Genomic DNA, 14,158 nt, shown 5'->3' on the forward strand with positions numbered 1-14,158 from the left:
ACACCCAGCCTGTCTACAAACGGGACGCGAGTTCGTTCACGAGCCGCCGCTTCGAGCGGGCACCCACGATCGACACCACCGGTTGACCGGAGCGGAAGAGCACCAACGTCGGCATCGACATCACGTTGTATTCCGCCCGCGTCAACGGGTTCACATCGACATCCAGTGTCACGATCCGCAGTCTGTCGGCCTCTTCCACCGCGATCTCGGCGAGGACGGGTGCGATCATTCGGCACGGGCCGCACCAGTGCGCGGTGAAGTCGACCAGAACCGGCCGGTCGGATGTGAGGACTTCCGACGCGAACGTGGCGTCTGTGACCTGCGTGATCGTCGCGGAAGCTGCTGCCTTCTCATGAACCATGTGACTGTGCTCCCTCGGACGGCCGGTCGATATGGGTGGAGAACTGGCAGGCCGGTCCGGCCGCGACCGTATCGTCGCTCTCCCCTGCTGGAGTGTTTGCGGAATGCTCCGCCAACTGTTGGCGGATCTGTGCCCGAACGTTTTCCAGCTGCGCGATGCAGTCATCGATCTCGATCAGCTTCCGGCGATATACCTCGGCAGATTCCGCGCAGGCACCGCCGGTTGGATATCCGGCTCGAAGACACTCGACGAACGGCCTGGTCTCCTCGAGATCGAATCCGAAATCCTTGAGCGCTTGAATCTGTTGGAGGACACGAAGTTCGGCCTCGCCGTAGACGCGGTATCCGCTGCCGTCCCGCGGCGCGGTCAGCAATCCCCGGGCCTCGTAGTAACGAAGCGACCGCGCGGTGGTCTCGGTTTGCTTGGCAAACTCTCCGATGCGCATGATGTCGGCCCCCTTGCGACCTTGCAGTTGGCGGGCTTGATCGTCCCACAACCGAGATCGTAAACCTTGCCCTCGGCGTCAATGCCAGCCCGAAGGGGGCGAACAGGTCAGATGACGCCGTGCAGCGGCGGCGGGGAATCGTGGAGCAGAGCCCGTCCGATGTGCTGATACTTCCAGCGCACCGGATCGTGGAGGGTGTGTGTGCGGGCATTGCGCCAGAAGTGATCCAGTCCGAGATCAGCTGCAGCGCTGCGTGTTCCCGATACCTCGAACAGTGCGGACGACACCTCGTTGGCGGCCCGGTCGGCGACGATCTTGGCTGTTGCCACCGCGATCGAGGCTTCTGCCGCACGTTCCTTCGCGTTGGCCGGTGTGGATGAGAACGTGGCGTCGACAGCGTTTGCGGCAGCGCTCAGTGTGGCCTCGGCGGTGCGCACCTCGACGGCGAGTTCTCCGAAGCGCTGAATCAACAGGGGATCGTCGACGGCCCGATCGACGGCGGCCTCGAACCACGGCCGGCTCTTCGTGCGGGCGAACTCGGTGGCGGCTCGCAGTGCCCCGCTCGCGATCCCGGCATCGATGGCGACGTGCAGCAACTGAGCGAATGCGCCGTAGCCGGCCGGTGCGTTGATCGCCTTGGCTCGCGCCACGAGTTGTTTCGGGTACACGGTGACCGCTTCGAACGTGATCGTCCCGCTGCCGGTGGTGCGCTGTCCGAGGCCATTCCAATCGTCGACGATGCGGACACCGGCGATGTCCGCCGGAATGAATGCCACGTATTCGCCTGGTTCCAGACCCGATTCGCCGGACGGATCGACAAGCTTGGCGAGGACCGCCAGCGTATGGGCGTACAGCGAGCCCGTGCAGTAGAACTTGGATCCGTCGAGCCGCAGGCCTCCCGATTCGGGTTTGACGGTTGTCGAGATGGCGGCAATCGTCTTGCCGCCACGTTCGGACTGCGCGTTGGCGATCCGGCCGCCGCCGAGGACATCGGAGAACAGGTCCCGCTGCTGTGTCGGTGTCCCGGCCAGTCGCAACAGATTCAGGTACACAAAATGGCTGTGCGGGATCTGTGCGATGTTCGGGTCGGCCGCGGCCAGGATCCGGATGACCTCGGCGACCACACCCGGGGCCAGGTCGGCGCCACCGTACTGTGCCGGCACGGTAATTGCCAGCAGTCCGCTGGCGGACAGTTCATCGATCTCGCGGTGCGGGAGTTTACGGTCGCGGTCGCGCGCCGCCGCCCCGGTGGCAAAGTGTGCCGCCAGGGTGCGCGCAGTCGACAGTGCCTGTTCCGCAGAGTCGATCCGGGTCGCGATGGCGGTGCTGTTCACGACGCGCTGACACCGGCGGCTTCGTCGGCTGCTTCGATTTCCCGGACCAGTGGAAGAACGTTGGCGCCGAAGTACTCGATCTCCTCCTGGAAGTGCAGGAAGCCGCCGAGGACGAGGTCGACGCCGAGACGCTTGTAGGCCACGATCCGCTCGGCGACCTGCTCGGGTGTGCCGATGAGCTTGGTCTTGAAGCCGTCGTTGTACTGCACAAGGTCCTCGAAAGACGAGTTGGCCCACATACCCTGCTTGTCGGCGGTGGAAGCACCGGCCTGCTGAACTGCGTCCCGGAAACCCTCCACCGCAGGACGATTCGCCTTCGAGATGATCTCCCGGAGGGTGTCGTGTGCTTCGGCCTCGGTGTCGCGGGCGATGATGAAGCCGTTGAGTCCGAACTTCACCTCACGATTGTGAGCCCGTGCCACGGCCCGCAGATCGTCGACCTGTTCGGTGACACCGTCGAAGTCCTTGCCGTTGGAGAAGTACCAGTCGGCGTAGCGGCCCCCGTTGTTGCGTGCCGCGGTGGAGTTACCACCCTGGAACAGTTCGGGATTCGGTCGCTCCGGTGTGTTGAGCGGCTTCGGCTTGAGGGTGAAGTCGCGGATCCGGTAGAAGTCGCCGGCATATTCGACGTTGTCCTCTGTCCAGATCTTCCGGATCACTTCGAGGAACTCGGCGCTGCGCCGGTAACGCTCGTCGTGCTCGAGCCACGGCTCACCGAGTGCCTTGAACTCCCCGGCGAACCAGCCGGACACGACGTTGATCGCGAACCGGCCGTTGGACAGATGGTCGGCGGTCGCGCCGAACTTGGCGAGAACCGCCGGATGCCAGAGTCCCGGATGGACGGCGGCGATGACCTTCAGCCGTTCCGTCGCACCGAGCAGTGCCAGGCTGAAAGACGTTGACTCGTGCTGGAACTCGGCGCCATACGACGCCATGTAGCGGACCTGCGACAGGGCGTAGTCGAAGCCGTTGTTCTCGGCGGTCTGGGCGAGCTTCTTGTTGTACTCGAAGTCCCAGCCGGTGCGCTGTTCGATGTCGCTGGTGACCAGGCCGCCGCTGACGTTGGGTACCCAGTAGGCGAACTTGATCTGATCGGCGATGTTCTCGGTGCTCATGGTTGCTTCTCCTGAAGTTGTTGGGTGGCCGGGATGTTCATGAGGCGCCGGCCGGTTCATACGAGGTGAGGAAGGCGCCGCGAACCGGTTCGTGTGCGTGTTCGTCGGCTTCGAGCAGCCCGCGCCGGACCAGACGTGGACGTACACCCTCGCCGAAGTGGTAGGCCTCCTCGACGTGGGGGTAGCCCGAGAGGATGAAGTGATCGAGGCCGAGGGCTGCGTATTCTTCGATCCGGTCTGCGACCTCGTCATGGGAGCCGACCAGCGCAGTCCCCGCCCCGCCGCGGACCAGGCCGACGCCAGTCCACAAGTTGGGGTAGATCTCCAACGCCCGGGCATCGGTTCCGGCGTCGAATGCCGCCCCGCCGCCGTGGAGTTCGAGCATCCGCCTCTGGCCTTCGGACTCCGACCGCGCGAGATTCTGTTGCGCTCCCGCGACCACCGCGGGATCGAGCGCTCCGAGGAGACGGTCTGCTTCGGCCCACGCCTGTTCGGAGGTGTCGCGGGAGATGACGTGTAGCCGGATCCCATAGGTGAGTTCGCGACCTACAGCACCGGACAGCCCCCGGATCCAGTCGAGTTTGGCGGCGACGGCCTCGGGCTTCTCACCCCACGTGAGGTAGGTGTCGGCGAAGTTCGCGGCCACGGTGCCGGCGGCCGGGGAGGATCCGCCGAAGAAGATGGGAGGCAACGGGTCGGGGCGGCGGGCGAGCTGGGCACCCTGGACCCGAAGGTGCCTTCCTGTGAAGTCGACGGGCTCTTCTTGGGTCCACAGTCGCCGAACGATGTCGAGGTACTCGCCGCAACGCTCGTACCGGGCATCCTTCGACAGGAAGTCGCCGAATGCGCGCTGCTCCGACGATTCGCCGCCGGTGACGACGTTGAGCAGTAGTCGTCCCTTCGACTGCCACTGGAACGTGGCTGCCATCTGCGCGGACAGGGTCGGGCTGACCAGCCCCGGGCGCATCGCCACCAGGAACTTGAGGGTGTCGGTCGTCCCCAAGAGCATCGCTGTCGAGAGCCACGCGTCCTCACACCACATCCCCGTCGGGGTGAGGACGGCCTCGAAGCCGTTGACCTCGGCGGCGCCGGCAAGCTGGTTCAGATAGCGCAGAGTCGCCGGGCGATCTCCTGACATGTCCGAACCGTGACCACCTGCCATCAGATTCCGGGAGTCGCCGTACGTCGGCAGGAACCAATGGAAATGCAGGGACACGACAGGTGCCTTTCTCTTGGAAACGAGGATCGGGACCCAGTGTGTGCCGCCATTGTGATCCGTCTCCACAATTTCGTTCGCCGTGATTCCAAGTCGACAACCAGGCGGGCGCCGGGACTATTCTCGCCGGTGAAACCGACTGTGAGGGCGGTCCGGTGCGCTGCCGAAAGCGTTTCGATTGGCCGGTGGCCGGCGGCCGAATTATTGGCAGCGGTGTTGTGTCGCTGCTATGTTTTGCCTATGTCGAGCACTGGTCACCACATCCCGGAGGTCACCTATGTGATCACCGCGCTGGGATGTCGTCTGCCATTTGCTCGCGTCCTCTGTTGTCGAATGTCCTGATCTGGTCTCGCCGCGCTTGCGGCAATTTCCGTATCAACACTTCCGCGCTGAAACCAATGGGTTTTTGGTGCGATCATTCGACGAGGACTCCCGATGACTGCAACACTTGATCACCGCATCACTTCTGGCTCCACTGCCACCCGTTCAACCGTCACCCGTCCGTCCGAGCGCAGCACTTCGCGACCACTGGTCGGCTCTCGCGTCACTGCGCCCGGTCGCGCTGACCAACCGCTGGGTGCCCCCGGCCCGAAGAAGGCAGCCAAGATTCACATCGCGAACCCGCAGCTACATCTGTCGACCAAGCCGGCGGCAGTGGTTCTGCGGGCTGCGCGTCTGCACGGACCGGTCTTCCGGGACGCGGCGTCCAGTGCTTCGGGGCTCAGCATCTCGACCGTGAACCGGCAGGTCAGCGCATTGCTCAAGGCGGGGCTGCTGCGCGAACGCGCCGACCTGGCACCGGCTGGTGCCATCGGCCGCCCTCGTCTGCCGTTCGAACTGAACACCTCCGACTTCCTGACCGTCGGTATCCACATCGGTCTCAAGGTCACCTCGATCACCACGCACGATCTCTTCCATCGGGTTGTCGGCGCCATCCAGATCCCGACTCCGGTTGCCGATACGCCGGAGCAGACGCTGACTTCGATCGGTCTGAGTGCCAAACGATTCCTGTCCCGCTGGCCGAACAAGAAGATGCTGTGGACGGGTGTCGCGCTCGCCGGCCGGGTCGACAAGGCCGGACGCAACACGCATCCGCGCCTGGCGTGGGAATCAGCACCGGTCGGCGAAGTGCTCGCGTCGGTGATCGGCCTCCCGATCTCGGTGGCCTCTCACGTGGAGGCCATGGCCGCTGCCGAACTGCTGCTCAATCCCCAGGCCGAACTGCTGGTGGACCCCGCAAAAGAGGGTGGCAGCTTTGTCTACTTCTACGCCCGTGAATCGGTGGGAATCGCCTTCACCGTCGGTGGCAGTGTTTACACCCCGGCCGGTGGACCTCCGGAGATCGGCCACTTCCCGGTCGGCAAAACCGAACTGCTCGATCCCACCGGAACCGGACAGCTCGAGTCGACCGTCAGTGACACCGGCATCGTCGATGCCGCGATTGCTGCCGGACTCGCGATCGAGAATGTCGACGAGGTGCACCAGCTGGCGGCCGAGGGCAATGGCGTGGCCCGGGCAATTCTCGCCGAGCGTGCCGAAATCCTGGGACGTGCGGTCGGTCTGATCGCCGACATCTTCAATCCCGATCACGTGGTTCTCGGCGGCCAGGCGTTCACCGATGCGCCGTCGACGCTTCCGATGCTCGCTCAGGCCGTTCGCGAAACGTCGGTGGCCCCGCGCCGCGACGTTCGGGTGTCGCGTTCCGGCGCAACGGTTCAGCAGCAGGCTGCCGGCGCCGTCTCGCTCGATGCGATCTACAGCGATCCGATCGAAGCGCTCGCTCATACCGCGTGATCCCCACCGGGCGGGACGCAATCACTGCCGACCGGGCCGACGAAAAACACGTCGACCGGGCCGCCACCGCCGTCGACCGGGCCAATAGCGCCTGAAATTCCGGCATTATCGGCCCGCTCGATGGTTGCAAGGGCCCGGTCGATGGATCGGGGATAGGTCAGTCGGTTGTGCGCTTGCGGTAGGCCCGCAGGGCAAACGGGGCGAAGACAAGCGTCAGCCCGATCGACCACAACACCGTCGAGAGCTCCGGGTTCTGCAAGGGCCAGGGCGCATCGGCCGGCGCGGCCGGCCCATTGCCCCATAGTTCACGCATCGACTGAACCAGCGACGAGATCGGGTTCCATTCGGCGATGGCTTGCAACCAGCCCGGCATCGGTGCGGTCGGCACAAAGGCGTTCGACAGGAACGTGATCGGGAACAACAGGGTGAACATGACGCCATTGACGGCCTCCGGCGTCTTCATCACCGAACCGATGAGGATGCCGAACCAGATCATCGCGAACCCGAACAACAGGACCAGGGCGAAAGCGAGTATCGCTTTCGGGACGCCCTCGTGAATGCGCCACCCGATCAACAATCCGGTGAGCGCCATGACCACGATGCCGATCGACGAGTGGATCAGTGCGGCCACTGACCTGCCGACCAGCACCGACCACTTGGCCATCGGCAGCGAACGGAATCGGTCGATGATGCCCTTCTCGAGGTCGTTCGTCAGACCCAGTGCAACGATGAATGCCGAGAAGGCGATCGTCTGGCCCATGATTCCGGGAAGCAACCACTCTTTGTAGTCGAAACCGGACCCGGGGTTGATGGACGCACCGAACACGTACGCGAACAGCAGCACGAACATGATCGGCTGGACGGTCACATCCGACAGCATCTCGGGCTGGCGTTTGGTGTGAATCAGATTGCGCCGCACCATCACCAGTGATTCGCGCACCAGATCTGGTTTGCCGGCTGTGAAAGTTGTCGGTGTCTTTGTGACGGTGGTACCAGAAGCGGTGGTGGTCATGAGTTGGTCTCCTCGTCGTCGGCGTCTTCTGCCCGGTGTCCGGTGAGACTGAGGAAGACGTCGTCCAAGCTGGGGCGGGTGAGTCCGATGTCGTCGACCGCGATCTCACTACGCTCGAAGATCCCGGCGATCTTGGTCAGGTCGCCGATCCCGTCGGCGCTCGCGGTGAGTTGGCGTGCCGATTCATCGACGAAGACCTCGCCGCTGTTCTCCTGCAGCAGCCGGGTCGCCTCGGGTAGGTCGTCAGACAACGACACCGTGATGACCAGACTTGCTTTGCCAGCCTGTTCCTTGAGTTGCAGCGGAGTGCCGGCGGCGATGATCTTGCCTTTGTCGATGACAACGATGTCGTCGGCGAGCTGGTCGGCCTCTTCGAGGTACTGCGTGGTGAGCACCAGAGTGGTGCCCCCGCTGACCAGCGATTTCAGCACATCCCAGAGTTCCTGCCGGCTCCTCGGATCGAGTCCGGTGGTCGGCTCGTCGAGGAACAGGACCGGAGGTGACGCCAGCAGACTAACCGCCAGATCAAGCCGGCGGCGCATACCGCCGGAGTAGGTCTTGACCACACGATCGGCGGCGTCAGTCAGTGAGAACTGATCGAGTAGCTTGTCGCCGGATTCGCGAACCTGCTTGCGGGGGAGTCCGTACAGGCTCCCGATCATCCACAGGTTCTCCCGGCCGGTCAGCAGTTCGTCGACGGTGGCGGCCTGCCCCGTCAGGCCCATGCTGCTGCGGACGAGGTCCGGATGTTCGGTCACGTCGTAGCCGGCGATCCTCGCGGTGCCCGATGTAGGTGTGCTCAGCGTGGTCATCATGCGGACGGTGGTGGTCTTGCCTGCGCCGTTGGGGCCGAGCAGGCCGAGCACCGAGCCCGGCGGAACCTTGAAGCTCACTCCGTCGACGGCCCGGACGCCATTGAACTCCTTGACCAGGTCGATGGCTTCGACGGCGTAGTCGGTTGTGATGGCGGTGGAAGTCATGTGGTCAACGGTAGCGACGTGGTCTGACAAGTTTCCACCTATTTTATTGCCGGTCCCCGTGGTCTTGCTGCCGAGTACGGACACTTGGATTCCCCCTCATTCGTTTGGTTTCAAGGCGTTGCATCCAATCCTCCGACTTCAAGCGCACGTGAAGTCAAGGACCGGGGCAGGCCCGCCTGTTCGATATGTCGTTGTGAGCGTCGGAACTCCGACGGGTGAGGCTTGTTCGGGATGATCACAATTACAGGACCTGGTGGAGTTTGATCATTGCTCCCCAGGGGTCGTTGATGGTGGCGAGGCGTCCGTAAGGGGTGTCTTCGGGACCCTGGACCACGGTGCCGCCGAGTTCGGTGGCCTTGGCCGCTGTTGCATCCGCGTTGTCGACGCCGATGTAGATGCCCCAATGTGAGGGAACCTCAGTTGGCAGGTACTTGGAGGCGTCCATGATTCCCGCGTGTCCTTCTCCGGGCCCCTGGCCTTGTTGCGCCAGTTGGCTGTAGCGAAACTCGTCGGTGTCGCTGACCGTCACCACCGGGCTGTCCAGAACCTGGCTGTAAAAGTCCACGGCCGCGGCGTGGTCGGTGGTCTGCAGCTCGAAATAGCAAGGCGCGTTGACTTCCATGTAGAGCTGAAAACCCTTGTGTGATTGGGGTTCCCAGAAGCCAAATACCGCTCCGTGGGGATTGAGGCCGGGAGCGGTGTCCGGGTTGCTGCCGCGGTCGGTGACGATGGCCATCGTCCCGAGCTCCGGGATCTCCATCGGCTCGACCAGGACACTGCCGCCGGCTTCGGTGACCTTCTTGACCGAGGCGTTGATGTCGGAGGTCTGGAAGTACATCCCCCAGAAGTCCGGCGTATCCGGAGCCATCTTGGGGCCGATGCCGGCGATTCGTTTGTCCTGATAGCTGAAAGTTGCGTACCCACCGAACTGTTCGTCGGGTTCGGTGCAGTCCCAGTTGAACAGATCGCCGTAGAACTTCGCGGCGGCAACGGGCTCTGAACTGTTCAGGTCGAACCAGACGGGTACACCGTCGGGTTGTGAGTCGATGACGGGCATGGTGGGTCTCCTCCGGGCAGGCGTTGTGAGAGCTTCACAGGCATAGACAAACGTGCGCGTGAAAACTCATCGCGCACAGATCGCTGTCGACGGTGTTCAGGAATTGAGCTGAAAGAGTTTGATCATCGCTCCCCAGGGGTCGTTGATGGTGGCCAGGCGTCCATAGGGGGTGTCCTCGGGACCCTGGACCACGATGCCGCCGAGTTCGGCGGCCTTGGCCGCTGTGGCGTCGGAATCCTCGACCCCGATGTAGACGGACCAGTGCGACGGAACCCCCGGTGCCAGGAGGTGGCGCCGTCCATGATCCCGGCGTGTCCTTCTCCGGGTTGCTGCCCTTGCAGCGCAAGTTGGCTGTAGCGGAGCTCGTCGCTGTCGCTGATCGTGATCACAGACGGGGACGCCGTCGGGTTGGGAATCGATGACTGGCATGGCGTGGTGTCCTCCGGACAGGCGATCGGGAGCTTCACGGACACAGACCAGGGTGCGCCGGAACACCGACATGAGCCAGGGAAATCCGCACCTGCGGATGGATCGGCTTGACAGAACCGCATGGGCGGACAAATCTCAGAGGGTGACCGACCTACGAATCCGGCAAGCAGCGGAACTGCTGGGGATCAGCGACGACACCGTTCGCCGACTGATCGCCTCGGCGGAACTCTCTGCGCATACCGATGCCAGCGGTCGTCAAGTGGTCGATGGCGCCGAATTGGCGAAACTCGCGAGTGATCGAGCACCGGTCGTCTCCACCTCCGACGCACCCGTCGCACGCTCTGCCCGCAACCGCTTCGTCGGTCTGGTGACCGAGGTGAAATCGGATCCGGTGATGAGCCAGGTGACGATGCAGTGCGGGCCGTTCGAGGTCACCTCATTGATGAGTACCGATGCGGTGCGCGAACTCGATCTCAAACCCGGCTCGGTGGCAACAGCCGTCGTCAAGGCCACGAATGTCATCGTCGAAACGAGGCCCTTCGAATGAAGTCCAAGATATTCGCCATCTTCGCTCCGCTCCTGTCCACCGCATTGCTGCTGGCGGGCTGCTCGTCGAACGACGATGACAGTTCGGCCGGCGGCACCAGTTCGGCAGGCACCGAGAAGGTCACGCTCACCGTGTTCGCGGCGGCGTCGTTGAAGAACAGCTTCACCGCGCTCGCGGAGGAGTTCTCCGAGGACAACCCGAATATCGAGGTGAAGTACAGCTTCGACGGATCGTCGGCACTCGTCACCCAGATCCAGCAGGGCGCACCCGCCGATGTGATCGCGACCGCCGACGAGAAGAACATGGCCAAACTCGGTGACTCGGTGAGTGACCCGCAGATCTTCGCGACCAATGTGCTCACCATCGTGACCCAGCCGGGCAATCCGAAGAACATCCAGAGTCTGGCCGACCTGACCAGATCTGATGTGAGCACGGTGGTCTGCGCTGTAGATGTCCCGTGCGGCAACGCCACCGCGCAGGTCGAACAGAACACCGGAATCGACATCAAGCCGGTCAGTGAAGAGACCGCGGTGACCGGGGTTCTCACCAAAGTGCAGACCAAACAGGCCGACGCCGGACTGGTCTACGTCACCGACGCGACCGGCGCCGGCGCCACCGTGACCGCGGTCTCCGATCCCGCGTTCGCCGCCGTGGTGAACAAGTATCCGATCGGGGTGGTGGCCGCGACGAAGTACGAAGACGCAGCGCAGAAGTTCGTCGACATGATCCTTGGGCCGCAGGGCGCGGCGCTTCTCGCCTCGAAGGGCTTTGGTCCCTCCGCTTGAGAAACAGTGGGCTGAAGGCTGTTCCGGCCTGGCTGTACATCCCGGCCGCGGTCGGGGTGGCCCTGGTCTTGCTGCCTCTGATCGCGCTCGCGATCAACACGCCGTGGAGTGATTTCTGGGAGAACATCACCTCCGATGTCTCGCGGGATGCACTACAACTGAGTGTGAAAACAGCTACGGCCAGCACCGTGCTGTGCATTGTGCTGGGTGTTCCGATGGCCATCGTCTTCGCGCGCCGTACCGGATTGGTGATCCGGCTGTTGCGGTCGGTTGTGTTGTTGCCACTTGTGCTGCCGCCGGTGGTCGGCGGCATCGGATTGCTCTATGCCTTCGGTAAATTCGGGCTGGTGGGTGAACATCTGACGGCGTTGGGTATCGATATCGCGTTCTCCACCTCCGCCGTCATCCTGGCGCAGACCTTTGTGGCGCTGCCCTTTCTGGTGATCAGTCTCGAGGGCGCGCTGCGCAGTGTCGGCAGCCGGTACGAACAGGTCGCCGCCACGCTCGGTGCGTCACCGACCCACACCCTGTGGAAAGTCACCATGCCGCTGGTCTTTCCGGCGCTCCTGTCCGGAATGGTCCTGGCATTTGCACGTGCGCTCGGTGAGTTCGGGGCCACGATCACGTTTGCCGGCAACTTGCAGGGTGTCACCCAGACCGCGCCACTGGCCATCTATGTGGAATCGATCAGTGAACCGGAACAGGCTCTGCCGCTATCGATGGTGCTGGTGCTGATCGCCCTGCTGGTGGTGATCGCGGTGCACCTGCGAGATTCGCGACGGGCCGTGGCGGTATGAGCGGGGATCTGGTTGCCGAGCTTCGCAGTGACGTACCGTTTCTGGACCTGCAACTGACGGTTCCCGATGGCGCCACGGTGGCGATCCTGGGGCCCAACGGTGCCGGCAAGAGTACGTTGATGAACCTGCTCGCCGGTCTGCTCAAGCCCGTCGACGGCTCCGTCACTCTGGGTAGGCGTCCACTCGTGGGTCCGAAAGTGTTTGTCCCACCACATAAACGCGGTGTCGCGATGCTGTCCCAGCAGGGCATGCTCTTCCCGCATCTGACGGTTCGGCAGAATGTGGCGTTCGCCCCCGCGGCTGCCCATCTGCCACGTGCCGAGGTCCGGGCGCGCACAGAGCGGTGGCTGGACGCGGTCGACGCCATCGATCTGGCGGATCGCAAACCCGCGCAGCTGTCGGGTGGCCAGGCCCAGCGCGTGTCCCTGGCCCGGGCGCTGGCCGCCGATCCCGCGCTGCTGCTTCTCGACGAGCCCTTCAGTGCACTCGATGTCGATGTGGCCCAACGAATCCGAGTGTTGCTCAGGGGCATTCTCGCCGACCGGGCCCGCACCACGTTGCTGGTCACCCACGACATCGCCGACGCGGTGACGCTGGCAGATTCGGCGGTCGTCTTGAGTGATGGCAAGATCGTCGACCGCGGTCCGGTGCGGGACCTGCTCACCAGTCCGGCAAATCAGTTCGCAGCGCAGCTGGCCGGTCTCAATCTTGTTGGTGGGATCTGGGATGGCGACGCGCTGGACGCCGGTTCGTTCGGCGTCACCGGTTTGACCGACACCGAACTGGTTGTCGGCGATCGGGTGATGGCCGCGTTCTCACCGGCCGCCGTGGCGATCTACCGGACGCCGCCGGTGGGCAGTCCTCGCAATGTGGTGAAAGCTGGTGTCGAGCGCATTGTTCCGCAGGGTGATCTGGCCCGGGTGGACACGGCGGTGGGACCACAGTCGGTCGCCGCGGCGATCACGTGGGCAGCTGTCGCCGACCTCGAATTGGTGACCGGCGACGAAGTCTACCTGGTGATCAAAGCCAGTGAGGTCACGCTGTACCGCCCACGCTAGAACGTCGAGAGCCGACGCGTCGTCGCACCTGCATCTGCTGTACCGCAGCCGATCTCGTGGTCGACCCGGCCGTTCCCGGTTGCGGGCTGCAGCATCTACCTGCGGACGATCCGCGACGCGGCGTCGGTGACCAGTGCGGTGATCTCCTCCACTGTGATCGTTCCGCCCGGTCGGTACCATCGCCAGACACTGACGATGAGGGACAACACAAGTCGACCCAGCAGGTGCGGGTTGGAATCGACGAAGTCGCCGGACTTGATCCCACGAGCGATCATGTCGGTCCAGCTCTGCTCGATTTCGCTGACCAGCTCGCGTGACCGAAGACGTTCCTCTTCTTCCTTGACGGACTGGCGTTCGGTCGCCAACAGATCCATGTGATTTTGAAGGATCCGCCGTCGCGATGCGTCAGTGGGCGTGGCCTCGAGTGCTGCGGCGACAGCTGTTCGCAGGGCTTCCGCAGGGTCCGAGATACCCGCTGTGGCGACGGCGAATCGTTCGACGGAATCGGCCAGTTCGAGTCGCATGATCGTGAACAGGCAGTGGGCCTTGGATTCGAAGTAGTGATATAGCGCGGTCTGGCCGATGCCCACCTCATCGGCGATCGACGCCAACTTGGTTCGTTCGTAGCCGACGGTGCCGAATTGATCGATCGCAACAGACAGGATGCGGGTTCGCTTGGAGCGCGGGCTTTCGCGGACCTCGGTCTCGGCGGTCATTGCACCCCTGCTGTCAGACGGGTAAACGTGTCGTCCGACTCTAACGTCCGAAGATGTGCCACGGCCAATTTCTTCCGGCGAGATACCGGAGCTACACGCCCTTTCCACATCGAGCCGTGGCGGCCAGGACCGATGGGTGAACACCCAAGGGTGCGAACGTCGGGGTGAGTCTCAGCCCACGGGGGATTGCGGTGAGTCGCTCCGAGGTCCGGAGCCGGTATCCGGGTGTGGCGGCCAGGTCGTATCGGCGGAGCAGGGTTGCCAAGACGAGAACCGCTTCGTGGATGGCGAACTGACGTCCGATACAAGACCGGAGTCCGGTCCCGAACGGCTTGTACAGGTGTCCGGGGCGGGCCCGCACCAGGTCGGGAAGGAATCGATCCGGGTTGAACTCGTCGGGATCGGGCCCCCACAACGGATCTCGGTGCAGTCCGCCGACCAGGACGAGAAACCAGTCGTCAGCCTGGACCGGATGCCCGGTGCTCAAGGTGGTGTCGTGGCGGGCCTTGCGG

At 63.8% G+C, this 14,158-nt stretch carries 16 protein-coding genes; 5 read left to right on the top strand and 11 right to left on the bottom strand.

Translation table 11 applies throughout. From position 1 onward, the window contains the following. Positions 1 to 13: 13 nt before the first annotated feature. The 5 genes from trxA to VIQ49_RS07135 all read right to left on the bottom strand — a co-directional run bounded on the left by trxA (position 14) and on the right by VIQ49_RS07135 (position 4,471). Positions 14 to 361: a thioredoxin gene (gene trxA, locus VIQ49_RS07115; RefSeq protein ID WP_331882496.1), complete on the bottom strand. Its 348-nt coding sequence runs from the start codon at positions 359 to 361 to the stop codon at positions 14 to 16. Next, positions 351 to 806 carry a MerR family transcriptional regulator gene (locus VIQ49_RS07120; RefSeq protein WP_331882498.1) on the bottom strand — a complete coding sequence of 152 codons (456 nt, stop codon included), beginning with the start codon at positions 804 to 806 and terminating at the stop codon, positions 351 to 353. Before VIQ49_RS07120 ends, trxA begins: the two co-directional genes overlap by 11 nt. A 107-nt stretch (positions 807 to 913) precedes the next feature. Continuing rightward, on the bottom strand, positions 914 to 2,140 hold the full coding sequence (locus VIQ49_RS07125) for an SfnB family sulfur acquisition oxidoreductase (protein WP_331882500.1): 1,227 nt from the start codon (positions 2,138 to 2,140) through the stop codon (positions 914 to 916). Further along, entirely contained in the window at positions 2,137 to 3,255 is a 1,119-nt protein-coding gene (sfnG, locus tag VIQ49_RS07130; RefSeq protein ID WP_331882503.1) for a dimethylsulfone monooxygenase SfnG, read from the bottom strand. Before sfnG ends, VIQ49_RS07125 begins: the two co-directional genes overlap by 4 nt. Before the next feature lie 37 nt (positions 3,256 to 3,292). After that, positions 3,293 to 4,471, bottom strand: a complete 1,179-nt coding sequence (locus VIQ49_RS07135; protein WP_331882506.1) for an LLM class flavin-dependent oxidoreductase — start codon at positions 4,469 to 4,471, stop codon at positions 3,293 to 3,295. A 435-nt stretch (positions 4,472 to 4,906) separates the two neighbouring features. Here VIQ49_RS07135 and VIQ49_RS07140 point away from each other — a divergent pair, with 435 nt between their 5' ends. Further along, positions 4,907 to 6,265, top strand: coding sequence for an ROK family protein (locus VIQ49_RS07140; RefSeq protein WP_331882509.1), 1,359 nt, complete (start codon positions 4,907 to 4,909; stop codon positions 6,263 to 6,265). A gap of 157 nt (positions 6,266 to 6,422) precedes the next feature. Here the strand turns inward: VIQ49_RS07140 and VIQ49_RS07145 are convergent, their stop codons facing one another. The 4 genes from VIQ49_RS07145 to VIQ49_RS28910 form a co-directional block, all read right to left on the bottom strand. Then, positions 6,423 to 7,277 (bottom strand): ABC transporter permease, encoded by an 855-nt coding sequence (locus tag VIQ49_RS07145; RefSeq protein WP_331882511.1) that lies wholly within the window; start codon positions 7,275 to 7,277, stop codon positions 6,423 to 6,425. Beyond that, positions 7,274 to 8,257, bottom strand: coding sequence for an ATP-binding cassette domain-containing protein (locus VIQ49_RS07150; protein WP_331882514.1), 984 nt, complete (start codon positions 8,255 to 8,257; stop codon positions 7,274 to 7,276). The genes VIQ49_RS07145 and VIQ49_RS07150 overlap by 4 nt, the downstream gene beginning before the upstream one ends. A gap of 241 nt (positions 8,258 to 8,498) precedes the next feature. Beyond that, complete coding sequence (locus VIQ49_RS07155; RefSeq protein WP_331882516.1) at positions 8,499 to 9,314, bottom strand: VOC family protein; 816 nt, start codon at positions 9,312 to 9,314, stop codon at positions 8,499 to 8,501. Positions 9,315 to 9,410: 96 nt separating this feature from the next. Next, positions 9,411 to 9,743 (bottom strand): VOC family protein, encoded by a 333-nt coding sequence (locus VIQ49_RS28910; RefSeq protein WP_414731593.1) that lies wholly within the window; start codon positions 9,741 to 9,743, stop codon positions 9,411 to 9,413. Positions 9,744 to 9,885: 142 nt separating this feature from the next. On the opposite strand from VIQ49_RS28910, the gene VIQ49_RS07165 reads away from it, so the two are divergent. The 4 genes from VIQ49_RS07165 to VIQ49_RS07180 are packed head-to-tail and all read left to right on the top strand — an operon-like array spanning position 9,886 to position 12,930. After that, positions 9,886 to 10,290, top strand: coding sequence for a TOBE domain-containing protein (locus tag VIQ49_RS07165; protein ID WP_331882518.1), 405 nt, complete (start codon positions 9,886 to 9,888; stop codon positions 10,288 to 10,290). Beyond that, positions 10,287 to 11,075 carry a molybdate ABC transporter substrate-binding protein gene (modA, locus tag VIQ49_RS07170; protein ID WP_331882520.1) on the top strand — a complete coding sequence of 263 codons (789 nt, stop codon included), beginning with the start codon at positions 10,287 to 10,289 and terminating at the stop codon, positions 11,073 to 11,075. The genes VIQ49_RS07165 and modA overlap by 4 nt, the downstream gene beginning before the upstream one ends. Then, positions 11,072 to 11,872 (top strand): ABC transporter permease, encoded by an 801-nt coding sequence (locus VIQ49_RS07175; RefSeq protein ID WP_331882522.1) that lies wholly within the window; start codon positions 11,072 to 11,074, stop codon positions 11,870 to 11,872. The genes modA and VIQ49_RS07175 overlap by 4 nt, the downstream gene beginning before the upstream one ends. After that, a complete protein-coding gene (locus tag VIQ49_RS07180; protein ID WP_331882524.1) occupies positions 11,869 to 12,930 on the top strand; it encodes an ABC transporter ATP-binding protein in 1,062 nt (353 codons plus the stop codon). The genes VIQ49_RS07175 and VIQ49_RS07180 overlap by 4 nt, the downstream gene beginning before the upstream one ends. Positions 12,931 to 13,025: 95 nt before the next feature. On the opposite strand, the gene VIQ49_RS07185 is transcribed toward VIQ49_RS07180, so the two are convergent. Both VIQ49_RS07185 and VIQ49_RS07190 read right to left on the bottom strand, forming a co-directional pair. Next, a complete protein-coding gene (locus VIQ49_RS07185; RefSeq protein WP_331882526.1) occupies positions 13,026 to 13,646 on the bottom strand; it encodes a TetR/AcrR family transcriptional regulator in 621 nt (206 codons plus the stop codon). Positions 13,647 to 13,737: 91 nt separating this feature from the next. Further along, positions 13,738 to 14,158 (bottom strand): cytochrome P450 (locus VIQ49_RS07190; RefSeq protein WP_331882528.1); only part of this gene is annotated, 421 nt, incomplete at its 5' end.

The organism is Williamsia sp. (assembly GCF_036566845.1).
In the GTDB taxonomy this organism is placed as follows: Bacteria; Actinomycetota; Actinomycetes; order Mycobacteriales; family Mycobacteriaceae; genus Williamsia.

What these genes read in the sequence shown, in the direction of transcription:
- trxA (WP_331882496.1), bottom strand. Translation starts at nt 361, where the DNA reads ATGGTTCATGAGAAGGCAGCAGCTTCCGCGACGATCACGCAGGTCACA.
- VIQ49_RS07120 (WP_331882498.1), bottom strand. Translation starts at nt 806, where the DNA reads ATGCGCATCGGAGAGTTTGCCAAGCAAACCGAGACCACCGCGCGGTCG.
- sfnG (WP_331882503.1), bottom strand. Translation starts at nt 3,255, where the DNA reads ATGAGCACCGAGAACATCGCCGATCAGATCAAGTTCGCCTACTGGGTA.
- VIQ49_RS07140 (WP_331882509.1), top strand. Translation starts at nt 4,907, where the DNA reads ATGACTGCAACACTTGATCACCGCATCACTTCTGGCTCCACTGCCACC.
- VIQ49_RS07145 (WP_331882511.1), bottom strand. Translation starts at nt 7,277, where the DNA reads ATGACCACCACCGCTTCTGGTACCACCGTCACAAAGACACCGACAACT.
- VIQ49_RS07150 (WP_331882514.1), bottom strand. Translation starts at nt 8,257, where the DNA reads ATGACTTCCACCGCCATCACAACCGACTACGCCGTCGAAGCCATCGAC.
- VIQ49_RS07155 (WP_331882516.1), bottom strand. Translation starts at nt 9,314, where the DNA reads ATGCCCGTCATCGACTCACAACCCGACGGTGTACCCGTCTGGTTCGAC.
- VIQ49_RS28910 (WP_414731593.1), bottom strand. Translation starts at nt 9,743, where the DNA reads ATGCCAGTCATCGATTCCCAACCCGACGGCGTCCCCGTCTGTGATCAC.
- modA (WP_331882520.1), top strand. Translation starts at nt 10,287, where the DNA reads ATGAAGTCCAAGATATTCGCCATCTTCGCTCCGCTCCTGTCCACCGCA.
- VIQ49_RS07180 (WP_331882524.1), top strand. Translation starts at nt 11,869, where the DNA reads ATGAGCGGGGATCTGGTTGCCGAGCTTCGCAGTGACGTACCGTTTCTG.
- VIQ49_RS07185 (WP_331882526.1), bottom strand. Translation starts at nt 13,646, where the DNA reads ATGACCGCCGAGACCGAGGTCCGCGAAAGCCCGCGCTCCAAGCGAACC.